The sequence below is a fragment of the Enterococcus phoeniculicola ATCC BAA-412 genome (genome assembly GCF_000407505.1).
GTDB classification, from domain to species: domain Bacteria; phylum Bacillota; class Bacilli; order Lactobacillales; family Enterococcaceae; genus Enterococcus_K; species Enterococcus_K phoeniculicola.
In genome coordinates, this window is record NZ_ASWE01000002.1 from 212,756 (window position 1) to 237,935 (window position 25,180).

Sequence of the window (25,180 nt, forward strand, 5' to 3'; positions counted from 1 at the left end):
TCAAAAAAAGCTACAATTCATGTTTCTTTTCGTTTGATTTTATGTGTAATTATTTTAGCGATGCTATTACAATTCCTCAATCAAAAAAGATAGAGAGGAAAAGGGATGAAACCAAAAGTATTTACTGAAAGGCAATTAAATTATGCCAGAGCAACTCCAGTATTCGATTATCTGACATTACGAGGCGAAAAATTTGAAAGTGTCGGTAGACATTGGCGTCATACGGTTCATGATTCTTTGACTATCTCCAAAAAAACGGGTGTAGCAACTTGGCGTTCTCGGTCTGATTGTCACAGTTATAACAATGCGATAAATTTCATTTCAGAATTTTATAATGAACCATATGAACAGGTGGTTCAGAGTCTCTTAGAATTTCGGTCTTCAGAGAATATTCAGAGAGTGAAATATGAAACTAAAGATCAACATATACAAAATCTTTTTGATGCTAAACATCTTAGTAAACTCAATAACTATGATACTAATAAATTGTCTGAACGTGGTCGTAACTATTTACGATCACGTTTTTTGTCTGAAAAAAATATAGACAAATTTGCAGCTAAACATCTTATTAGCAGTGATAATCTAGAAAACGTACTATTTAAGATTGGTGATATAAGAAATTATCAGTCTCTTGAGCTAGTGGGAATTTCTGTGCAAGGTATACATGCTAAAGAGCTAGTAAAGCGCATAAAAGAAGATTCCAGAGGAAATATGAAATTAACAAGAAAATATTTTAAGGGGTTAGCTTTAGACAGCAATCCAGAAAGAGGATTTCTTTTTGGATATACAACATCTCAAGATAATCCAATCACCCTTTTTGTGACAGAATCTCCAATAGAATCATTATCTTTACTTGAACTAAATAAAAATTTATATGCTGATAGGACGAGATGGTATTTATCAACAGAAGGTCTTAAGGAGCAAATCTTGTGGAGCACTGTAAAGCAGCTTAAAGAATGTTTTCCTAATGTTACAGGTTTTGACGTTGTTTTAGCCTACAACAATGACGAAAAGGGAAGAGATGCTATTAGAAGAATACACAGCACCTACATTGGGTCTGAAAATCTAAAAATGGGGCTATCACTCAAACTGTTAGTACCAGAAGTAGAAAACGGCGACTGGAATGAAGTATTAGAGCTGGCTAAAACTGGTCAATTAGCGACAAGAAATGAGAAGAAAAATGAAAAGGAAAAAGCAGAAAAAATCTTTTCAAACCAAAAGAATAATAACGTAGAACTACAAGAAATGAGGAGCATGGAATGAAAGCAGTGAAAATGAAAATATTTCTGTTGCTTAGCATTGGATATATCATACTCATTTTAGTTACTGGTGCGATTTCCTTTGTGCAGTCTGCTGTTTTAACTAGTTTGCTTTCACATGAAAATACACAGGAAATTGAAACAGGAGAAGGGTTTACTGGCGAATATACTGATGATTTACCTATTTTTAAAGAAATTAAAGGCCGTAGCCAAATTACAGATGAGGTAGCTCAATTAGCCGTTGGAGTTGGTGTAAAATACAAACTTTTACCAAGTGTTGTTATCTCGCAATGGGCCTATGAGAGCGAGTGGGGGAAATCTTATACAGCAAAAAATGATAGCAATTTTTTTGGAGTCACTTGGTTTTTGGGTTGCCCTTTTCCTAAAGGGTCTCCTCGTGGAGTAAATGGTTCTGAGGGTGGTTACTACATGAAATTTGACAATCAAAAACAAAGTTTTAGCTATTATGGCTTTATGCTAGCAACTCAAACAAACTTTAATGCAGTTGTAGGAAATAAGGACCCAAAACAAAGTTTACTAATTTTGGGTAAAGGTGGTTATGCTGCTGCAGGAATTAGCGTAAATAGTCCATATTATCTTGATTGTATGTCTATAATTACAAAAAATAAATTGACAGATTACGATGATTTTGCAATCAAACATTGGTCTACTGACAATAATGGTTCAGCTAATACTGGCAATATAAATTCATTACAAAAAGTTGTTGGACAATCATTAAATGGTGGAGAGTGTTATGGATTGACTGCGTATTACGTTAGTCAGTTGGGTGGACCTAAATTAATGGGATCAGGAAACTCATTTGCTGAAAGAATAGGCGAGGACTACGATTGGGAGAAGTACGGTTGGAAAGTAATTATGTATCCGAAAGCCAACGAAATTAAAAAGGGAGATGTCATTAATTGGGAACATGGAGGACAGCTCTCGCCTGGTATATACGGACATACAGGGGTTGTCTCATCGGTTTCAAACGGGGGAAATCAATTTACTACCTATGAACAAAATGCAGAAAAGGGAAGAATTTGTGCAGAATATTCTCGCACATTTACGATGACGAAAATTAGAAGTTTGGTTAGGAAGGTGAAGTAAAATGAATAAGCGAGGAAAACTTCTCTTGTTGAGTTTTATGGGTGTCTTACTTTTGTTTGGTTATGCCGCATATAGGAGAGCTCATGACTCAACTACTGAAGAGATAGTGAACAATAGTAGTCAAAACAGTAAGAATGATTATTCGGAAGCAAGGGAAACAGTTGAGGCAGTGCAAAATGATAAAAACGTTACTGAACTGTTGAAAAAATTTGGACAGAACTGGATAAATTATCAATCAATCTACCAACGTAATCAGTCAGTAAAACAATTGTTAACGGAAGAATGTATAAAAGAAAATGGAATAGATAGTAATCCAAATGTCGAAGTAACAAGCATTGGACAGTTACTATCTATTAACAAAAACATAGATGATTCAAGGGAATATGTATTAGCAGGATTGGAGAAAAGCGGAGATAAAGACCAAACTATTTTAATGAAAGTAACTGTAGCTGATGAGGAAGTGAAGATTACTAAATTAAAGATTTATTATATTATTTCAGGATTTTGATGGGAGGGGCTATTAATCGACAATGTCTATTGAAAAAATGAAAAAAAGAGTCGTACCAACAATAAAAAAAATCGATCTGAATCGAAAGATAAGATTATTATTTTCTTCGAGTAAATTAGTAATATTTATGGCCATAGTAACATTGTTTTCTCTTATTTTCTTATGGGAATCTCCATTCATATTTCCAAATCAATCTACAATAAAAAATGATATTGGAACGACTTTAAAGCTTAAAAATCAGGATATTACAGTACTATATGCAACTAAAACTAAAGCTGCCAACGACCTCAAAATAATTGTTAAGATACAGGATAGTAATGCTATGGATAAAGAATATCAAAGTGTAATTGTGAATATGGACGACGGAAAAAAGAGAGAAGCACCCTTGGTTCTACTATATGGTAACTATTTCTTAATTCAAACGAAGTTAAAATCAAATTGGAAGCAAGCAGCATTAGCAATTGGAACGGTGAACAAACCAAAAGAAAACTCGAATAATATGGAAGTTGACTATTTTTTTAGTAGTTCAAAGCTAAGAAATGTGGGCCATTTATCAATAAAAGACTATAGATTAATCGCAACTAATTTAGAGAAAGAAGCAGTAGTAAAAAAGATTGGAGTAGTAAAAAACCAAATTAAAAAAAATGAAAAAGAGATAGAGAAAATTGATAGAAAAATCAATCTCAACCTGACAGACAGTCTTTACCAAACGGATAAACAAAAGGAAGAAACTACTGAAATTAATCAACGCTTAAACACTCAAATTGATTCTTATCAGAAAAAAAATGAGGAGAAAAAAACATTGATTGCAGAAATGAAAATTCAAGTTTTGAAAGTCAGTGAACATAGAAAGAAGTTAGAAAAAGATTAGGAGGAAATTAGGGATGAATTGGGGTGGGAAATTCATGGTTTTGGGGCGAATTTGGGGTGGAAAAGTAGAATTTTTGGTCCTAAGGAAACGCCTTGCACTGCAAGGCGGGACAGCTTGTCTGTCCCCAGTTTCCCTTATGCTCTTCCTTAACCAGAAACGGTAGAGTAGATGCTAAGAACAAGAAAAGTTAATGAAGAGTAGAGTCAAAAAAAATTAAGGCAGGTAGTAAGATGGGAGAAGTAAAAATCAGAAAAATAAACGACGGAACAATCGCTATATTAGATACACAAGCAAAAGAAAAAGGATATGCTAGTAGACAAGAATACCTACAAGATCTGCTTGAAAAGATAGCAAGAGAAGAGTATCAGTTTGAGACAGATGTTAGATACCAGTTTTTAATTTCTCAATATAATGAATTGATTGAATGGCTACTAAGTGAAGTGACACTTAATACAGACAAAAAAGAGGTATAAATATTATGAATAAAAAAAAGAGCTATTGGGTTTCTATTGATGTAATTAGTCGAATCAAACGACTATGTGCAGAGGAAAGTTTAACTGAAGGAAAACTGCTTGAAAAAGTATTGGATAACTATGAAGAAAAAGAAGATATTCAAAAATTAGCAAGTAGACTAGAGACAAAATTACAGATTACAAAGAAAGTCATTTCTGATGTTGAGTCAGATGTGTTGGTAGCGATAAAAATGCTCAATTCTATTGCAACTTTACAAAATATTTTTACTGTTGTAGAAGAAGGACAGTTATTAAAGGATGCGCGAATGGAACTAAAAAAAGAAAAAAATGAAAAAATTATTCAAGCTCTGAATAAAAAATAAATTAATGGCAAAAAAAGAATCTAAGTCACTCATAGATTCTTTTTTTGCCGTTTCAAGGAGAATATGTTTTTTGTGAGAATTACAGCGGGTATCATACTTTCAACAGCTTTTGTCTTACCAAAAAAATTAGCGTACGTTAATTATATCAATTATATGAATCGTTCAGAAGCAGTTCGAAATGAAAGCTTTAATAAATACAATTTATTTTCTGAACGAAACATTAATGTTGCTAAAAATACAATAGAAGAGGCAAATGAATCTATGTTTAAAAATTACAGTGACTACATGGCAAATCCTCAAAAAACGTCTGCTCTTTTTACGAATACTTATGACCGTTTACCTGATAGTGAGATAGACAAAATGAAAAAGTATTTCGAAGTTGCTCAAGAAAATGGTTCGCCTCTATGGCAACACGTTTTTTCATTTAAAAATGAGTGGCTAGTTAATCATGGATTTATGAATGAAATCTCTGAAAAAGTAAACGAAAGTGCTTTGTACGCAGCTGCTCGACTAGCTATGAAAGAACTAGAAAAGAAAGAAAACTTAAATGGGAAATGGATTGGTGCGATTCACTATAATACAGATAACATTCATGTCCACATTGGTTATGTTGAATCTGTGTCGACACGTAAATTAATTACCGCTGGTCAAGGAAAAAACGTGTTTGAGCGAAAGGGAAAGTTTCTTAAAAAAAACATAAAATCTACACGCTCAGTATTTGTCAATGAACTTCTGAATATGAATGAGCTTTTACAAGTAACTTCGGAACAATTCAATAAAATTGTTCAGCAAAGCAAAGAAAATAAAGAGTTTTTTGGAGCTAAGAATTATGGTGACTTGTTTAAAGAATTGTACGAGTCAATGCCAGAAAATCGTTCGCATTGGAACTATGGATATGCAGAAAAACAAAATTTTAAGAAACAAGTAGATAAAATTACGACACTCTACCTAAATTCAGAGCAATCTGATGAACTAAAAAGTTTAATAGCAAAATTATTACCACTTTCAAATGAGTACGAAAGTGCTTATGGTAATCCTAAAAATCAACCTACCTATTTAGAAAACAAGCTTTATGCGAAAAATGGCTTATATCATAAACTAGGAAATACAATTTTGGAACGTTTGAGAATATATGACAAAGAAATAGCTAAACCTCAAATTAAGTCTAAATTAGAAAATAGCAAACTAGAAAGAACATATAAGCTAATAAAAGATAGGTCAATAGAGGAAGAGCAAGATTTATTTTTGTCTTCTTTATACGTCAATGAACCCAAAGAACAGATTGTAGATGAGTTAGATGAAAACATAAATGATTTGTTTCAAAGTAATCCTAAAATTGATGAAGCTCTAAGAAAAATTTATGCAAGTTATGAACAAAATGCAACTCGGTACAAGCAAAGAACAGAGCGCATAATTGAAGAAATGAATCAGAAAAGACAAACCGATTTATTTAATGAAAAAAATGATAAAAGAGATCCCAACAACTTGGAAAATGAGACTAATCCCAACAGTCAGACCATTAATAAAAACAAGTTAAATTCTAATTCATCTGAAATAAATAATAATTTAGCACGTTTTTCTAAAGAAAATCAGCGGAAAATTTTAGAAGCAAACCCTGATGCAACATTAGTTTTTGGTAGTAGACAATGGCGTTTTTGTGGTAGAACTGTCAAGAAAGATCAGTTTGATAAACCAATCAATTTGATAGGAGCAGTTCAAGAAAACGACCAACTATACTTTTTCGAATTTGAAGGTTTTGACATCAGCCAAACAGAACCATATCTACCAAAAATTGATTCAAATATTCTACAAAACTACGTATCTACAGGAAGAGGAATTTCTTATAAAAAAAATAAATATGATGCTCAACAAAATCAGTTAGAAAATCTAGTGAGGAGTGATTATTATCACTTAAAAAAAATGTTGAGAACAACCACGCAAGATTACTTAAACAGAGAAATTCACTATCATGTACAGTTTGAAATGAATGAGTTGATAGACTAACTTGTTTTATCAAACAAACGGGTGTATAATCCGATTATACACATGTGTGAGGAGATTAGAATGAGCTATAGAATAAAAAAAATTGGCAATAGTCAAATGTTTTTAGTACCACATAAAATTGGAGCACAACTTATTGAAAAAGATAAGTTACACTTTACCGTCCAACGACAAAATGATGGTAGATATTTGTTTAGCTCACTAGAAGATATGAACTTGTATGGCAAATCAACTATTTCAATAAAAAAAATAGGACGTAGTTATTATTTACGTATACCAAGTGAAATTTTGTATGAAAATTATTCTGACACACAGAATAAGTATCTTTTTGTTGAATTGGATACTTTAAGCAATTATGTATATGTTCCAATCGAAGATAAATACAATTCTTTTGAAAATGCATACTCGATTGAAAAAGGATCAATTGTAAATTTTCAACAGGGAGATAAGAAATTTCGTGGAGTTGTTATAAGTGGTCCCAAATACAATTATTTAAAGAATAAATGTGTTATCTGTTTAATTCAAACTCTTGAACTAAATGAAGAAGATTTGCTTAAGACAAATTTTGGTATGGTCAACCCAGGGGATTTATTAACAGTTTCTCTTAATAGTCAATTGTCCGTCGTAGGAAAATTATCAGCAACAGAAGTTGCTGTAATTAATTATCGTTTATCGGAAATTTTTAATTTAGGGAGGTAAAGTAAGTGGCTGGATTATTTGTAATTATTTTGTTGCTACTGTTGTTTGCTTTAGTGCTAAAATATGGACAATATGTTGTTGCGGGACTTTTAATTCTATGGTTGATCAGTGTCCTTCTTGGAAAATTTTGGTTGCAAATTACAATAATTGCAAGTATATATTTCACTTATTTAAGTCTAAAAAAATTCAAACAGTATCAAAATAGTATTCATAAGAAAATTAAATAATTGAAAGAAATGCTTTTACGGTTAACGGTTAAAGGAGTGAAGCGTTTGAATAGAAATACAGTCACAGAGATTTACCAAGCAGGAATAAAAAAAATTGGTTATGATATGGCAACTTGGCAAGATTACTTATCTTTTTCAAGTCAATTGTATAAATATAGTTTTACTGAATTAGTACAGATTTATGAACAAAATAATCAAGCAACTTATGTTGCAACGGAAGATACATGGAATAAATTACAACGATATATTAAAAAGAATAGTAATAGTATTGCTATTGCTAAAATAAACTCGGTAAATGGAATAGTCGAAATACAACCTTATTTTGATATAAAAGAAACGGAAGGAAAAATTTTTTCACTACCCAATCAAATGACGACACAAGAAGATGGAAAAAAGATTGTTCAGACTTTTTTTTCAGATTTATTTGTAGCTGAAAAAGAAGAACTTGATAGGTATGATTTGTTAGAAGATATTATTACTGCAGCTGTAAATAATCTGGTTGACTTGGATGAAACAGATACAATAAGATCTTATCAGCAGTTTATTCAAGACTCCATTTTGTATACAATAAGTAAAAAATTTGATTGGCTTGATATTCCTGATTATTTGATAGGTGATTTTCCAGTGTTAAGTAGAAAACAACTTGAAATTATTGGTCAGGTTAGCAATAAAGTGTCAACTTCCGCTATAAAAAAGATATATTCAATAAAAAAAGACTTAGAAGAGGAGAAAAAGGAGGAAAAAGAGAATGCAGATGAGAGAATTAAGAGTCTCAAACAATCCGAAGGACAATCTGCCATTACAAGATTACGGGAAAATGGCGATGAAGTATCTGGAAGAACACAACCAACTACTAGTCCAACAACTCTTGATGGAAGGAGAGTTGATGAAGTATCTACACGAAAAAGAGAATTGGGCAATAGAGACCGAAGAAACGCTGCAAAGGAAAGCGTTGAAAGACAATCCATACAAATCGAACAACCCATTAAAAAGAGAACAACATCTACAAGTGATCTTGTCTCAAGTCAAAGAGATAGTGACGCAACAACTAATCCTGTCACTACCAATCAACAACTTGCTCAACAAAAACAATTTATTCAACTAACAGATAAATTGAAGAAAGAAGAAGTAGAGGATGAAAATCCCACTTCTTCTTTTTTTGCGGAAAATGGTTCTGTAGTTTTGGATGTAAATAAAGAAATTCTAACAAATGGCTATTATCAGCAATTAGATGGTACATTACCTAAAAACTCACTTTTTCGGTTTCGCTGGTTCGAGGGCTCTAACAAAATATGGCTTGATAATGGATTTGCTAAATTACAAAATGACTCTGCTGGCTATGTTGGTTTTTCAGATTTTTATACAATTGAAGAAAATGCTAGCTTGAATACTCTTGTTAAGCTTAAAGGTTCAATAATTGAAACGAGTAATATTTCTGTGTTATATGAAACGTTAAAAAGAGTGCACGACCCTGAAATTAACAGTTTTTCTCTAGAAAAGGAATTATTTTTAGGAACAAAAAAAAGACTCAAACAGAATAAATTAGCAGCGAGTGGCTCTATATCTTTTAAATCATTATTGTGGTATAGATACTATTTGGACTACTTAAACAATCCAGATAAATTAGCTGGGACTTATTTGACTATTTTTCAGCCCAAAAAAAATGAGTATCTACACTATGCAGTATTAGATTTTGTAGAAGACAATGTCACTTTATTCTATTTCTCTAACAATTTCCATCAAAGACAGGAACACGGTGATAAAACAGATACTATTACTAATAAAGGAACTAAACTTGAAAGATTATTTGTACTAACGGAACAAAGTGAACAAGAAGAACTTTTTTCTTTTCAACAGTTCAGTGTTATTAGTGTTCATAATATTGATTTATTTAAGAAATTTATTTCTGATTCATCAAAAGAATCCGACCACTTACAATTTGAAAAAGAGATATTAAATGTTACTAAGAACCATGTTTCACATAGCAATGGTCAATCGTTAAACAATATAGAACTTCAAGAATTTAAAGAGCATCTAACCGAACTAGAAAATCGAGAATTTCTAGAACTAGATGGAGAAAAAAATGAACAAAATAGTATTCTAAAAGAAAATACTACAGAAGAAAAAATAAATGAAGAAACTGAATTTATTTTAGGTGATGAGTTAGAAGTAAAGGAAAGGCCTGTAAAAAAAAATAAACAGGAAATCGCAGTGTATAATGCTACAGAACAAGAGCAGTTAGAACTATTTGACTTTGATAAAGAGTCGAGTAGTGGAACGGACTACGATTCAGAATTTGCTTTTATTCCTAAAAATAAACCAACTAAAATAGAAATCAGTACACCGAAGAATTATTTTCCATCGGAACAAATCACTTATGCAGATACAAAAAGAGAAAAAATTAATGATAATCTAGAAGCATTATCTATCATAGAAGAATTGGAACTAGTTGAATCTAAAGATCTTAAAGAAAATTTGACAAGAGAAAAACAAAAAAAATTGGCAAAATATTCGGGTTGGGGAGGGTTAGCAGACATCTTTGATGAGCAAAACAATTCTTGGCAGGAGGAGCGAAGTAGATTAAAAGAGCTTGCAGGTACTAGTTATAATGATATGAGAGCAACTGTTTTAACAGCGTATTATACACCAGCAAATATAATTGAAGAAATGTATTGGTTTGCTGAACATTTTGGTAATCTTAGTCATGCCAACATTTTAGATCCAGCAATGGGAACAGGAAATTTTTTTCAGCGTATACCTTCTGCGATGCGTGGAGCAAATCTTACTGGAATTGAAATTGATGAGACATCAGCTGAAATTGCTAAATATTTATATCCACAAGTAAATATTTTTGTCACTGGATATGAAAATGTCACGTTACCAAAACAAGACCTCATCATAGGAAATATTCCGTTTAATAATATAAAAGTGTTAGATAAAAAATACGATAAGTATAATTTTGTTATACACGATTATTTTTTGGCAAAATCCGTAGATCATCTTAATCCTAGAGGGCTGATTTTTTTTATTACCTCTGCAGGTAGTATGGATAAAAAAGATAAAAAACTAAGAGAATATGTGGCAAAACGTGCTAATTTTATTGGTGGAATACGTTTGCCTAAAACTGCATTTAAGCAATCTGCTGGGACTGAAGTTATTTCTGATATCCTAATTTTCCAAAAAAAATCACTAGCAGAAATGACAGAAGTCCAAACAGAGAAAGAATTAGCATGGTTAACAAGTAACGAACACCCATTACATGAAGGTCTGTTTATCAACCGATACTTTATTGATCATCCTGAACAAATTCTGGGAGAAATACGAGTAAAAAACTTTCAAGGTAAAACAATTGACGTTGTGCCCAATAATGATATTGATTTTTCTATACAACTTAATAAGGCGTTTGACAATATTGTAAATGAGCACAATGCATTTGAACAAGTTCAAATAAAAGAACGAAGTAAATTTAGTCAAACAGTAATAGTTAATACTCCGATTGAGGTACCTGCTGAAACTGCTAAATATAGCTTTTTTATTCAAAATTCTAGAGCTTTTTTTCATACGGTTGATGGAGAATATGAGGAATATAGAGGTAGAAAACAGTATACACAGATTCGTGATATGTTAGCTGTAAAACAAGCCACTCAAAAACTATTAACACTGCAACATAGTTTTTATGAGATTGATGAATTACAGTTGAGTCTAAAACAATTAAATGAAAAATATGACCAATTTGTTAAAATTCATGGGCATTTTAATGATTCTATCAATAAAAGAATACTTCGTGTAGATAATAAGTTTCCTTTAATGATGTCACTTGAAAATGAAACCAAAAATGGGTTCTCAAAAGCTAAAATATTTTATGAAGCTACTATACGACCCCAAAATAAACTAGCAGAAGCTCTAACAGTTGAACAAGCAATTAACTATTCTATGGCTACCACTCGTAGAATAGATTTTTCTTTTATTCAAGAGATTTATCCAGAGCATAGTGTCTCTGAAATTATAGGTGAAGCGGGAAATCTGATATTTTTAAATCCAGAAAAAATGAGCACCTTTGCACAATCGCCAGAAGAGGCTTTAACAGCGTGGGAAATTGCAGATGAGTACTTGACTGGTAATGTCAAAGACAAACTGGAAAAAGCTCTACTAATTAAAAAAAGAGTCGAAAATGTTGCGACAAAAGCATTAATAGATCGAAATATAAAAGCTCTTAAAACTGTTCAGCCCGCTCGACTGTTATCCGGAGATATCAAATTCCAGATTGGGAGCCCTTGGATACCCATAACAGATTATAGTGATTTTCTCCATTATTTGTTGGAAACTCCAGACTGGTCAGTGAAAGAGATACAATTACAATATTCTAAGTTGAGTACTGCTTGGTATATATCGAATAAAAATATTAACGGTCAATCTGTTATAGCTAGAGAAAAGTATGGAACTAAAAGAATAAACGCTTATGATTTACTTGAAGCTAGTCTCAATCTCAAACAAGTGCAAATTAGAGATGCAGTAAAAGATGGTGATAAAACGAAATATGTTTTAAATCCTCAAGAAACCCTACTTGCTCAAAATAAACAAGCGGATATAGAACAAGAATTTCAAAACTGGTTATTTTCAGATGAAGAACGAGAAATACGGTTACTAAACATCTATAATGATAAATTTAATACAACAATACCCAGAGTTTATTCTGGAGCAAACTTAGTTTTTGACGATATGAACTTAAAAATGGAGCTACGACCTCATCAAAAAGATGTAGATGCACGTATAATTTATGATATGAGAGCATTGATGGCTCACGAAGTTGGCGCAGGAAAAACTGCTGCTATGTTAACTGGGGGGATGTATCTTAAGCAGCACGGATTAATTAACAAACCAATGTACGTCGTACCAAATCATCTAACTGAACAATGGGCGAAGGAAATATTGATGTTTTATCCAAACGCCAATATTTTGATTACAACAAAAAAAGACTTTGAAAAGCAAAATAGGCAAGAGTTTGTTTCAAGAATTGCGACAGGCGATTATGATGCTGTTATTATTGGGCATAGCCAATTTGAAAGGATTCCGCTGAGCTATGAAAGACAGAGACAAGTCATAACAAACCAAATAGAAGACGCAGAACAGTTTGTTAGAGAATTAAAGGAAGCTGAGGCGGAAAAATGGTCAGTTAAACAAGTTGAAAAATTTAAAGCAAACTTAGAAATAAAATTAGAGAAGCTAGAAAATGCTGAGAAAAAAGATAATGTGATCAACTTTGAAGACCTTGGGGTTGATTTTTTGTTTGTTGATGAAGCGCATGTTTATAAAAATCTTTTTACTTATACCAAAATGCAAAATGTTGCTGGAGTGGGTCAGTCAAACAGTCAACGTGCAAGCGATATGTTAAGCAAAGTGCGTTATATTCAAGGAGAGCATGACGGACGCAATATCGTTTTTGCAACAGGAACGCCAGTTTCGAACTCAATGAGCGAATTGTTTGTTATGCAATACTTCTTACAACCAGAAGCACTTGAAGAAAGAGGGATAATTAATTTTGACAATTGGGCTGCTACGTTTGGTCAAGTCACTTCTTCATTGGAAATTAATCCCGAAGGTGCGGGCTATCGCTTGAAAAACCGTTTTTCAAAATTTAATAATCTCCCTGAACTAATGTCAATGTTCAGGGAAGTGGCAGATATACAAACTGGGTCAATGTTAAATTTACCAGTACCAAAATTGAAAGGGGAGAAAGTGAAGAACGTTGTGACAAACATTACTACATTTCAGCAAAAGAAAATGGAAGAATTTGTCAAACGTTCTGAAGCAATACGCAACGGACAAGTACCACCTGACGTTGATAACATGCTAAAACTGACTCATGAAGCAAAGTTGATGGCTATTGATGCTCGCTTGATTGACCCGACCCAAATACGTGACCCAAACTCAAAGCTTAGCATTTGTTGCGACGACATATATGCTACTTACGTGCGAACGAAGGAACAGAAATCGACCCAAATTGTTTTTTCTGATTCTGGTACTCCAAAACACAGCTTCAATGTTTATCAAGAAATTAAAGATCAATTAGTGGAAAAAAGTGTACGAGAACAGGAGATAGCGTTTGTGCACGATGCTAAAACAGAAGCCCAAAGAGATGCCTTATTTGAAAAGGTGAGAACTGGTGAGGTAAGAATAATTATTGGTAGCACTTCAAAATTAGGAACAGGCACAAATATTCAAAATAAACTAATTAAAGCACACCATATTGATTGTCCATGGAAGCCATCTGATTTGATACAGCGAGAAGGTAGGATTCTGCGTCAGGGAAATGAAAACGAAGTAGTTGAAATTAACAGGTATGTTACGAAAGGAACCTTTGATTCTTATCTTTGGCAAATCCAAGAACAAAAATTGACATACATTTCTCAAATAATGAGTGGCAATAATATTAATCGGACGATGGATGATTTGGATGAAACCGTCTTAAGTGCAGCAGAAGTCAAAGCTATAGCAACGGATAATCCATTATTGGCAAAAAAAATGGGAATAGATAATGATGTAGCTCGGCTACAGATTATCCGAAGTCAGTGGAGCAATAGTCGAACTAAAATGAACCAAGATTTAAAAATTAATTATCCAAAAAAAATCGCAATAGAAACGGAAAAGTTGAATAAGTATGTGAAAGATGTGGGAATAATGGGTCTTGACCCTTCTAATGATTTTACAGTTTTTTTAGGAGGAAAAAAATATACTGAGCGTAAAGATGCATTTGATGAAATTTTAGTGCAATCTATACTAATACCTGAAGAACAGTCAAAAAAAATTGGGGATTTTAAAGGGTTAGAACTATATCTTGAAAAGTCAAAAGCTGACAAGGACACGCTAGTGTTAAAAGGAGAATCGAGTTATAGGACTGATTTCATTTCTAGTACGGAAATTGGTAATTTGATTCGGCTTTCAAACATACCAAAATATGTCCAGCAATTAATTGATGACACAAAAAAAGAGATTGAAAATCTCGAAGTACAAATAAATTCTGCTAAAAAAGAAATAACAAAGCCGTTCAAACAACAAAAAGACCTTGAATTGTTATTAAAAGAACAGCAGCAAGTTAACAATCAAATAAAATTAGATACACTGAAAAAGGAAGCTGAAAATGAAATAGTAGAAGAAGTGAATTTATAGTAGGAAAAATTTATTTTATGGAGTAGGAGACAATAATGAGAAATAACATTTCAGACAATATTGACTGGTATGAAACTAAACGTAATATGGGCTCATTTCTTCGTGTATATAAAATCTTTCTTGAAAGGGAAGGAAAAAGTTATCCTAAAATAGGGCTGGAAGGAACTTTAGTTTTAGTTAATGAAAAAAATAAATTCAATGCTGCGACTCGTTCACAATCTAATTTAAAAATACAAGAGTTGTTTATTGAAGGATTTACAGCTATAATGCACCCTTTCAATCCTGAAATCACAAAAAGGAGAAGAAAAATTTTTTTATTTCGTTTTTTTTATGGTTTATCAATTCCATTAATTTCAGAAAGAGTGAATTATCAAAGAAACGTAATTATTTTAGATTCTAAAGTTGCCATCTATCAATTTTGTGAAGCTTTAAATTTAGTGTGTAAACTTTTTTAGGATATTTTTAAGAACCTTTAGGGACTATATAAAAAATATACTTTGCTTACAAGCTTGAATATAATTTAATCACGGCCGTGGGAAAAGAGTTTTCCATGAGTAAGCATCAAAAAACGTTTATTGATTTGTTTTCTGGCATCGGAGGATTTAGGTTTGGAATGACCTGGGCAGGATTTAAATGTGTAGCCTATTGCGAAATTGACAAATTTGCTCGTCGTAGCTATCAATCAATTTTTAATACAAAAAATGAGGTGGAAATGCATGATATTACAAAAATTTCAGATGAATTTATTCAGTCAATCGGATATGTTGATGTTATCGTTGCAGGATTTCCGTGCCAGCCTTTCTCGATTGCGGGCAAAAGGAAAGGATTTTCTGACACAAGAGGAACTCTGTTCTTTGAAATTACAAGATTCGTCAGTTTACTCAAACCTGAATTTATATTCCTTGAAAATGTTAGGGGATTGCTCAGCCACGATGAAGGAAATACCTTCGAGAAAATCCTCTCAACGTTGGCAGAATTGGGGTATGACTGTGAGTGGTGCTGTATTAACAGCAAAAATTATGTTGCACAAAACAGGGAACGTGTCTACATTATCGGACATCGTAGAACCAGTAGTTCCTCAAATGTTTTTCCTATCGAACAAACAAAAAGAGGGGATTCAATTCAATTTGAAAAAATAGTAGAAGCTGGTCAATTCAACTCAGATAAAGCCCCATTAAATACTATATTTCCAATGAATACACCAACACGATTTAAGTCTCGTTGTAATGCTAAGCGTGTTAAACGTAACGATGAACCAATGTATACCCTGAAAACAGTAGATCGTCATGGAATAATTATTGCTGCAAAAATGAATATGGTATTTGAACAAGCAAACAGAATTTACAGCATTGAAGGACTTGCGCCGACACTGACAGCATCTTCTGGGGGCGGTCATACGCCCAAAATTTTGATAAAAGATATCGGAAATAATGTTTGCACCACGCACGATTTTGAAGTTAGAAATCTGACTCCTTTAGAATGTTGGAGGTTGCAAGGTTTTCCTGATAGCGCTTTTCTAGCTGCTAAATTTGGGAGTAAGGAAATTGCAAACAAGATAATTGAAGAGCGACTAGACCATTACAATTGTGATTTTGATCAAAAAATGTCAAATCATCAACTCTACAAACAGGCTGGAAACAGTGTAACTGTAAATGTCATTTATGAGATTGCACGTAGTTTAAAAAATATTAGCAAATAGATTTAATTAGACAGCAGAAATCTGCTGTCTTTTTTGGAGGCAAATTACGGATGATTTGACGCATAGAATTGATATTGAGCGACCAATCGAATCAAAGGGGAACGAGATAGCGATTGATGATTTTGATAGATCAGCTTTCGATTTTATGACCACCCATATATTAATTGAGACCGCACCGGTTGAATCTTATTTATCTGGAAATTTTAAATTGAATATATTCAATTTAACAAATTTAGAAATGTATCAAGTATCACTCTTAAATCGTGGCTACGAACGAAACTTAGATTATTTTTATTTAGTTGTAGATAAAAATACAAAAAATTGGGTGTCTGGAAACGGTAGCGTTATATACAAAAAAAATGAAGAGGAAGTATTGAAGTATAGCAAAAATTTGGAGCCTAACAAAGAAATTATAAAGGCAGAAAAAGTATTCAAGAATGGATACAATACGCCCATTTTTGAATTAGATCACAATTATACACTTTACGATTTGAATTTTGATATGCAAAGTTACGAGAAATCAAATGAAATTTCTGATGAATTTTGAAAGTGTGTAGAATTTTTTCAAAAAAGATAACTTTTATGTTTAATTTATGGTTTTTCTCTTTACAAATCGAACATACGTTCTTATAATTAGGTGGTAATTTAATAAAAAGGAGGGATAAAAATGAATTTTGATTATACCAAAGAACCAGTGAGAGATATTTTTTTAATTGATGTCAAGAGTTTTTATGGTGCGAAACGTTCCTAACTGAAAAGGTTAGGCACACAAGTTCTTCTTGTGGAGAACTGATAATTTGAGGAGTGAAATGAAGGCGTAACGTCCTGAAGCGCTCCCTCTAATACTCCGATTGGCAATTCTCTTGGTTAGAAAATGGATTGTCAAAAGCTCGGTGAAGTCGGCTGAGAGTTACCGTCATTGCTTAACAGCAATCGAAAGTCGTCCAGCGGTGGACGGTGTAACCCATAGGCCGGGAGTCCACAAATTACTCATGGTGAGAATGTGCAACTGCACTGACAAACTTGCGAATGTACGAATCTATAGGCTTGGGGTACAGAAATGTATCTTTCCCGCACAAATATAATTGTGACAAAGGGTGTGACTTGTGGTTTAGTAAGAATCGTAGATATGAATAGCCACGCAATGTTAAAGGTATTGGAAAGTCACAGGTTCAGAGTGAGCACCTAAAAGTAAATGTACGGATAAAATTATCGGAACGTTGAAAGCTAGTGACGTTGAGGACTAACCTCCTGTGAAACGGTTGAGACGAAGAATAATAAGCTCATTTACACTAGTGAGAGTAGTGGCACAGTACCTATGAAGCAGTGATAACAAGCTGTGGAGGGATAGCCACAAGTCAATTAGTTCTACTAACAGTTACGATGCAATCCATAGAATCGAGTACGACAAAATAAACACCGACATCCGAAAGGGGGCGGTGCTATGGAGAATGTATCAGCATCACATTCAATCCGTCATATGGAATATTATGGCATGATTGATAGCTTTGACGATCTATACAAAGCAAGTAGCGATAACCAGACTTTCAGCAATCTTATGGAAATCGTCACTTCACCTAATAACATCCTATTAGCGTATAGAAATGTGAAGGGAAACTCTGGGAGTGTATCCCCAGGCGTTGACAACAAAAATATTGATGACTTGAAAGACATACCTAATACTGATTTTATCAAAATCGTGCAAGCAAAATTTTCAGAATACAAACCACAACCAGTTAAAAGAGTGGAAATTCCTAAGCCAAATGGGAAAACTCGCCCACTAGGCATTCCAACTATCTGGGACAGAATCATCCAACAATGTTTACTGCAAGTCTTAGAGCCTGTCATGGAAGCAAAATTTCATGATAAAAATTATGGTTTCCGACCTAATCGGTCGGCACATCATGCTTTCTCTCAAGCAGTACGGCTAGCACAAGTGTGTAAACTTACTTTTGTAGTAGATATAGACATCAAGGGATTCTTTGATAACGTAAATCACTCAAAACTTATCAAACAACTTTGGACGTTAGGCGTTAAAGATAGGTGGTTACTAGGCGTTATCAGAGCCATGCTTAAGGCACCGATTATTCATAAGGACGGTCGCATTGAACATCCTAAGAAAGGTACGCCACAAGGCGGAATCCTCTCCCCACTTCTAGCCAATGTTGTGTTGAATGAATTGGACTGGTGGATATCATCACAATGGGAAACACACCCAACAAGGCATAATTACGATTGGTATCATGCCGAGAAAAATTATTGGAGTAAAGGCAACAAATATCGAGCTCTGCGTGGCTCAAAATTAAAAGAAATTTTCATCGTGAGATATGCCGACGATTTTAAAATCTTTTGCAGAAAACGAAGTGACGCAGATAAAATCTTCTTAGCCACCAAATCATGGTTAAAAGAACGTCTAAAACTTGATATCAGCCTAGAAAAGTCAAAAGTGGTAAATCTGAAAAAACAGAAATCCGAATTTCTCGGCTTCACTATGAAATTGATGCGAAAAAGAAAGAGCTTCGTCATCGAAACCCATATGTGTGCCAAAGCCATGAAAAAAGTTTCTGATAACTTAGCGAGACAGGTAAAGGTAATTCAGCACTCCCCTACCAATGAGGAGCTACAAAAGCAACTAACGAAATACAACTCTATGGTGATTGGTATCCATCAATATTACAAAAAGGCTACCCACATAAGCGTGGATTGTCCGAAAATTAATCAGCGCATAATGATTATTATCAAGAATCGACTGGATGTTAAGAAAACTGGACAACCGCCTAGTGATTTCGTTAAGAAAAACTACGCTCGTTCAAAGCAGTTAAGATGGATTAATGGCTACCCAATGATTCCTCTAGGATTCATCAAACATAGTCATACATCATTACCTAAAATGGGAATCTGCAAGTATACGCCCGAAGGGCGAATACTAATTCATAAATATCTTACCTTTCCAATTGATATTATCAACCAACTCATGAATATGGAAAAGACTGATGAAAGCATCGAGTTCAGGGACAATCGTGTTTCTAAGTATTCTACACAACGCGGAAGATGTCGCATAACGAAAGAGTTCTTAGAGCTGGCAGATATATATTGTCATCGAATCATCCCAAAAAATCTCGGTGGAAAAGATAACTTTCAAAATCTAGTTATTGTTCACCAGGACATTCACACACTTATTCATGAAGAAGATAATCAGAGAGCTTCAGTCCTTATAACAAAATTAGGGATTACTAACACTCAACTTGAAATAATCAATCAGTTCCGAAAAAAAGCAAAAAATTGTGAGTTGTCGCTGAATCTATAACTGTATGATAACTGTTAGTAGACATTGATGGAACGCCGTATGCGGTGAAAGTCGCACGTACGGTGTGGAGCGGGGGAAAATCTGGAGATTACATCAAAAGATTACCTATCGCTATCCTCAGTAGAATGTGTGTCCAGAGGACTAAATCCTTTAAACACAATGCTCGTAGTAATGAGCCATGCGGACAACACTGGAAGTGGTCTGGTACTAGCGGCTTCTCCTAGAGCTAAAACAGTTTTAAAGATATCAAATGTTTCAAGAGGATTTGAAATACCAAATCATCCAGATCTTATTATTGTTCCACCAAGGATGAATTTATATATAAAAGAAAATTTAAAAATTAATGCTATCTTTAATCGTTATGTAGCAGATAATGATTTATACAATTATTCAATTGATGAGTCAATACTTGATGTTACAGCTTCATTAAATTTATTTGTACCTGCAAAAATAAGTCGAAGTGAGAAAAGAAAAATTTTAGCTGAAAAGATTCAAAGCCATGTAAAGCAAGAAATGGGATTGATAGTAACTGTTGGAATTGGAGATAATCCACTACTAGCAAAACTTGCATTGGATAATGCAGCAAAACATAACCCAACTTTTATTGCAGAATGGACTTATGCAGATATTGCCACTACGGTTTGGGAAATTAAGGAACTCTCAGAATTTTGGGGGATTGGTAATCAGACGGAAAAAAAATTAAAAATGATGGGAATTAGAAATGTAAAGGAACTGGCTAATGAGAATCCTTGGCGCCTGAAGATGAGATTTGGAGTTATTGGATTACAGCTTTATGCACATGCCAATGGTATTGATCGCTCTAGATTATCAGAACCTTATAAACCTTTAGAAAAATCATTTGGAAATAGTCAAGTATTGGATAGAGATTATGTTAGGCAAGAAGAAATAGAAACTGTTATTAAAGAAATGGCCGATCAAGTAGCAACAAGAATTAGAAAGCATCATTGTCAGACCGGCTGTATTCAATTATATATTGGTTATTCGCTTGCTGAAACTGAGAAAGGTTTTTCACGCCAAATGAAAATACCTATAACTGATAATACACATAAATTAACGGAATATTGTTTACAGTTATTTAGAAAATACTATACAGGGAAAAATGTTCGATATTTAGGGGTTACCTATAAAAAATTAGTCTACACAGAAGCCGTTCAATTGGATTTATTTAGTTCAAATGAAGAATCAGTGTCACAAGAAAAGTTAGACAAAATTGTTGACAGGATTAGGGAACAGTATGGTTATACGAAATTAATACATGCGTCCAGCCTAACAGATGGTGGAAGAGCTGTTAAACGAGCTTCATTAGTTGGTGGACATGCAGGTGGATTAACTGGTATGGACATAAAAAATATGGAGGATGAAGAAAGTTGAGTCTTATGGATAACTACGAGGATAGAGGCATGGTTAAATGGGCCGGGTTCTACCTTTCTGAACACACTGCTGCTCTTGCTGAAGATAGAATGGCTAAGTTAAACAAATCAAGAAAAAAAAGCAAATTATCTTCTCAAGAAATTAGTGAACTATTACATCATGCGCAAGTTCATAATAAGACTATTGCAATTCAAAGAGAAGAATTAGATGGTGAAGGGAACTATCCTGCGGATATTGTTGGAAAAATTGATGGATATGATTCTTTAGGTATTTATATTAGCTTGACTAAAATTGATTACGATGAAATTCGTAATGTAGAAATTATTCATCTTGAAAAGTGGAGTCAAGTATAATCTATATAGAATAGATGGGATTTTTATAAGCAAAATTCCCATCTATTTTTTCTAGGAATTATTAAAATTAATCGAGTAGCTTTAGTTGATGTTCATGCACAAATGCATAGAGCTGTTCCCAGCGATTTTTATTTGTTAGATTGTCAAAATAAAAATACTTTGTACTTTGATATGTTTCTTCGTAGAAATCTGAAATTATAATGTCAGCAGAGCTTATCTCAGTTGAAAACCGAATCTTTTCTTCGCCAAAAACTCTTGTGAGCCAAGATTCGATATTTATTTGACCATATAAATTTTTAGAAAACTGAATATAAATATTTAATTTATCTTTGATACTGTCATAGATGAAATAATCAAATATGGTACACAACAAATTTAAATGGTAGCTAGATATAGATGATTTAGAAGTAGATGGATTTTCAGAAAGAAATTTTTCTAAAAAATTTTTTATCTTTTTTTGTAATTTAGTTTGTTGAATACTAACGTCAGGATTGATATAAAGTAATTGTTGTAATCTTGAGGAGTCAAAACCGACGTAAAATATATTTGCAAAAAAAAGAGTTAAAAAATAGAGCAGGCGAAAATGGATTTCTTCTGAAAGGTCATTTCTTTTCGTTTCGGGAAATTGTTTATAAAATGACAAAATAATTATTTTACAGTAATCAACTAAAACATTGTTTTCCTGTTCATTAATTTTTTTCCCTATTCGTATTTGAGCTTGTTTAGTGTCCGACATTGCATTAAATATTCGTTGTACATAGTTGAAAAACAAATAGGTGTCTTTTGTTACTAAGCTGCTCTCTGTAAATTCAAATGATTTTCTTAAAGGATGAGATAAATCTTTTTCCGCCATAAACACTGACAATACATCAGCAAAGTCTTTTTCTATTAGGATTTCCTTTAAACTAATACTTTTTTGATTAAAAATTGCAAGAGAATAGAAAAATTTGGTTTGCTTAGCCAAGGAAAGATTTAATAGTTCTTCTAACTCTTTAGGGCTGCAATATAAATAAAGCTCTTCCATTGTTACATTTGGAAATATCCATTCTAATCCTTGATAAATACTAAAATAAAAATGTAGTTCAAATAGAAACACAGACATAGTATTTCCAATTATAGAGATTTTGGTATTTGTTTGATTTTCTACTGCAACAAACTCGGTATGTAAATCAAACATTTCTAAATTTTTATTTGTTGATTGTAACAATTTGTAGACGTAAGGGCTACTTATCGCCAATTCTTTTGTAATTTTATCAATAGATAGTGGGTGAGGTATAGTAGAGAATAAATTGCTTATTAATTTAAACTGAATAGAGTTCTCATGATAAAAAAGATTGATTTTTTTTAAGACGTAGATGTTGTTTAGCGGGGTAGGATTGTTTAACAAATAACCATCTTTAAGAGTAACTACTTTTATATTTTGAAAACCATTAATTTTACTCAATGTTTCATTAAGTGATTGAATATGTCGCTTAATTGTTGAGATAGACATATTTAGTTGCTTCAATAAGTCCTTTTTTCTGCTATAATTCTTTTCTTCAATTAAAATTTTTAGAATAGATAATTCACCTATTTCTCTTTTTGTCAGTAGCATAAAATAAAAATCCTTCTTTCAATTATCATGATGAATTCAACTCAAATAAAAAAAATATATCATTAATCAAAACTTAAATAAACGTTGTTGTTTATACAAGAACGAGCTATATTTGTTCAAAAGAGGTTAATATAGCGGGTAACTTTTACTGGTTTAGTCATAAAGTACCTACATCTAAAAAAAACAATTCGAAGTAAATGAATTAACTCTATAGATACTAGTTAGATTATACAATATTGATTCAAAGCAGCTTGATAAAAGAAAATACGATTTATATATTTTTCAAGTTGAAAAGGCTATCATTTTGTAGAGGGAAGTTTTTGCTATAGAAAAAAGAAAGGAGTAAAAAATGAAAGAAACTAATCCTAAAAAATTTAAAATATAAGGAAGTGAATGGAATGATGAAAAAAAATGTAATTATAGGTATGATTGCAGTTAGTTTAATCGGTATAGGAATATTAACTGCTTTTAGTGGTTCGGTATTCGCCGAAGAAACTAGTTTATCAGAAGCAAATTCAACAGAGAACGTAAAAGACCCAAAAATTATTTCAGGCGGTGCGTTAAGTGGTTCGGGCACTGGAGTCAACGGGTTACAGTTGCTAGCAGGTGGACTAGTAACAACTGGAGAAATTGACTTGCACTATGATGGATGGTCGATTGGAATTGGTGGTATTACAACATCAGTAGATTATGTTCTGCAATTACCAAAAGAATTTCGAGAACTCGCTAAAACCGATAGCTTTTTAAATGCCTTAAGTGCTTCTATACAAGTCAACAGCGGTACAGTACACAACTACAATCGTTCAGACTTTCAGGTAGAATCAGATGGAACTGTTCTACGAATTTCACATGCTCCTGCATATTTTTGGTTGATAGGTGAGAGAATCCAAGTCGAAGTCCAAATGGATTTAGGCAAAGCGATAACAGAAAGTGGAGTTAGAATCCCTAATGCAGAAAATAATACTAATTATGAATTTGTAGGTGGTGTTGTCGAAAGTGGAGCTATCTTAGATTGGGATTTAATTGGAAGTAAGAATGACTCTTATACATTGCCAACGTCTACGCTCGACCCTGGCTGGGAAATAGTTCAAGAAACGCCAACAATAGAAACGGTCTATGATACAGATACGACAGTTTCAGGAGTTGGTATTCCAGGAGCAGATGTTCAGGTTAAAGTTGGGAACCAAATCATCGGTACTGGTAAAGTCGATAATACAGGTATCTACCATATAACGATTTCAAAACAAAATTCAGGGACTACAATTAGTGTTTCACAAAATGGTGGCGTTGGTTGGAGTTCATCAGCAACAACAATTGTCCAACATAAAGAAGCCGACCTGGTAGCACCAATTGTCGACGAACCAATTTATGATACGGATACTGTTTTATCAGGCACTGGTTCAGTCGTTGGTAACACTATTATAGTAAAAGATAAAAACGGGAATGAAATAGGGCGAGGGTTAGTTCAAGCGGATCTAAGTTATTCAGTAACAATCCCTAAACAAAATGCGTATACACTCCTACACGTAACAGAGACAAATGGGCAAGAAACGAGTCCATCAACTGACGTAGTTGTGCAACATAAAAATGAAATTAACATTCCAGCACCACAAGTAAATGAACCAGTCACTGAGAATGATACAAGTGTTACTGGTACAGGCTCTTTTGCAGGAGACACGATTATAATTACAGATAAAAATGGGAACGAGATTGGTAAAGGTACTGTTCAAGCTGATTTAAGTTACTCAGTGACTATTCCACCGCAACCAGCTTATACAATTCTACATGTTACGGAAACAAATGGAACAGTTACAAGTCCTTCAACAGAAATTACAGTGCATACCAATACTGCACCAACCGAAGGAATTACTTCATTAGACCCGTATTCAATTACAACTAATGACGGTTTCATTCATGGGACATACTCGGGTAATTCCACTGCATTTGTAGTCGTGAGTGTTGACGGTGTTGATAGTGCTAAAATTAATGTGTCGCCTGGAGGGGGAGCATTTGTATATTATATTCAAAACTTGATAACTTCGCCAAATCAAACGGTCATTGTTCATTTACTTGACGGATTTGGGAATACAATTGATAGTAAACAAGTGACATTGTTGCCATAAAAAAGCTTATATATTTCATGCTAAAAAACGAAAAAGGA

General features: G+C 33.2%; 18 protein-coding genes. 17 read left to right on the forward strand and 1 reads right to left on the reverse strand.

The features are described 5' to 3' along the window. Nucleotides 1–105 precede the first annotated feature (105 nt). The 16 genes from I589_RS07840 to I589_RS07915 all read left to right on the forward strand — a co-directional run bounded on the left by I589_RS07840 (nt 106) and on the right by I589_RS07915 (nt 21,425). Nucleotides 106–1,263: a toprim domain-containing protein gene (locus tag I589_RS07840; protein WP_010768646.1), complete on the forward strand. Its 1,158-nt coding sequence runs from the start codon at nt 106–108 to the stop codon at nt 1,261–1,263. Beyond that, nucleotides 1,260–2,366, forward strand: coding sequence for a glucosaminidase domain-containing protein (locus tag I589_RS07845; protein ID WP_010768645.1), 1,107 nt, complete (start codon nt 1,260–1,262; stop codon nt 2,364–2,366). The genes I589_RS07840 and I589_RS07845 overlap by 4 nt, the downstream gene beginning before the upstream one ends. A 1-nt stretch (nt 2,367) precedes the next feature. After that, on the forward strand, nt 2,368–2,874 hold the full coding sequence (locus I589_RS17810) for an EF0163 family protein (RefSeq protein WP_010768644.1): 507 nt from the start codon (nt 2,368–2,370) through the stop codon (nt 2,872–2,874). 22 nt (nt 2,875–2,896) lie between these two features. Further along, the gene (locus I589_RS07855; RefSeq protein WP_010768643.1) at nt 2,897–3,745 is read left to right on the forward strand and encodes a hypothetical protein; all 849 of its coding nucleotides are present in this window, start codon (nt 2,897–2,899) and stop codon (nt 3,743–3,745) included. A 230-nt stretch (nt 3,746–3,975) separates the two neighbouring features. Continuing rightward, entirely contained in the window at nt 3,976–4,218 is a 243-nt protein-coding gene (locus I589_RS07860) for a hypothetical protein (protein WP_010768641.1), read from the forward strand. A gap of 5 nt (nt 4,219–4,223) precedes the next feature. After that, nucleotides 4,224–4,580 (forward strand): hypothetical protein, encoded by a 357-nt coding sequence (locus tag I589_RS07865; RefSeq protein ID WP_010768640.1) that lies wholly within the window; start codon nt 4,224–4,226, stop codon nt 4,578–4,580. A 72-nt stretch (nt 4,581–4,652) separates the two neighbouring features. Further along, entirely contained in the window at nt 4,653–6,584 is a 1,932-nt protein-coding gene (gene mobP2, locus I589_RS07870; protein ID WP_010768639.1) for a MobP2 family relaxase, read from the forward strand. 60 nt (nt 6,585–6,644) lie between these two features. Next, entirely contained in the window at nt 6,645–7,280 is a 636-nt protein-coding gene (locus I589_RS07875; RefSeq protein WP_010768638.1) for a hypothetical protein, read from the forward strand. 5 nt (nt 7,281–7,285) lie between these two features. Further along, nucleotides 7,286–7,507 (forward strand): hypothetical protein, encoded by a 222-nt coding sequence (locus tag I589_RS07880; protein ID WP_010768637.1) that lies wholly within the window; start codon nt 7,286–7,288, stop codon nt 7,505–7,507. A 45-nt stretch (nt 7,508–7,552) separates the two neighbouring features. Then, complete coding sequence (locus tag I589_RS07885; RefSeq protein ID WP_010768636.1) at nt 7,553–14,674, forward strand: helicase-related protein; 7,122 nt, start codon at nt 7,553–7,555, stop codon at nt 14,672–14,674. A 35-nt stretch (nt 14,675–14,709) separates the two neighbouring features. Continuing rightward, on the forward strand, nt 14,710–15,129 hold the full coding sequence (locus tag I589_RS07890) for a hypothetical protein (protein ID WP_010768635.1): 420 nt from the start codon (nt 14,710–14,712) through the stop codon (nt 15,127–15,129). A gap of 95 nt (nt 15,130–15,224) precedes the next feature. Continuing rightward, nucleotides 15,225–16,373, forward strand: coding sequence for a DNA cytosine methyltransferase (locus I589_RS07895; RefSeq protein WP_010768634.1), 1,149 nt, complete (start codon nt 15,225–15,227; stop codon nt 16,371–16,373). 55 nt (nt 16,374–16,428) lie between these two features. Then, nucleotides 16,429–16,920 carry a hypothetical protein gene (locus I589_RS07900; RefSeq protein WP_010768633.1) on the forward strand — a complete coding sequence of 164 codons (492 nt, stop codon included), beginning with the start codon at nt 16,429–16,431 and terminating at the stop codon, nt 16,918–16,920. A gap of 897 nt (nt 16,921–17,817) precedes the next feature. Continuing rightward, complete coding sequence (gene ltrA / locus I589_RS07905; RefSeq protein ID WP_010768632.1) at nt 17,818–19,680, forward strand: group II intron reverse transcriptase/maturase; 1,863 nt, start codon at nt 17,818–17,820, stop codon at nt 19,678–19,680. An 81-nt stretch (nt 19,681–19,761) separates the two neighbouring features. Continuing rightward, entirely contained in the window at nt 19,762–21,072 is a 1,311-nt protein-coding gene (locus I589_RS07910; RefSeq protein WP_245561658.1) for a Y-family DNA polymerase, read from the forward strand. Between the two features lie 29 nt (nt 21,073–21,101). Continuing rightward, nucleotides 21,102–21,425 carry a hypothetical protein gene (locus tag I589_RS07915; protein ID WP_245561655.1) on the forward strand — a complete coding sequence of 108 codons (324 nt, stop codon included), beginning with the start codon at nt 21,102–21,104 and terminating at the stop codon, nt 21,423–21,425. A 67-nt stretch (nt 21,426–21,492) separates the two neighbouring features. On the opposite strand, the gene I589_RS07920 is transcribed toward I589_RS07915, so the two are convergent. Continuing rightward, entirely contained in the window at nt 21,493–23,019 is a 1,527-nt protein-coding gene (locus I589_RS07920) for a BglG family transcription antiterminator (protein WP_010768629.1), read from the reverse strand. 398 nt (nt 23,020–23,417) lie between these two features. Here I589_RS07920 and I589_RS07925 point away from each other — a divergent pair, with 398 nt between their 5' ends. Continuing rightward, nucleotides 23,418–25,142 carry an Ig-like domain-containing protein gene (locus I589_RS07925; protein ID WP_010768628.1) on the forward strand — a complete coding sequence of 575 codons (1,725 nt, stop codon included), beginning with the start codon at nt 23,418–23,420 and terminating at the stop codon, nt 25,140–25,142. Nucleotides 25,143–25,180 lie beyond the last annotated feature (38 nt).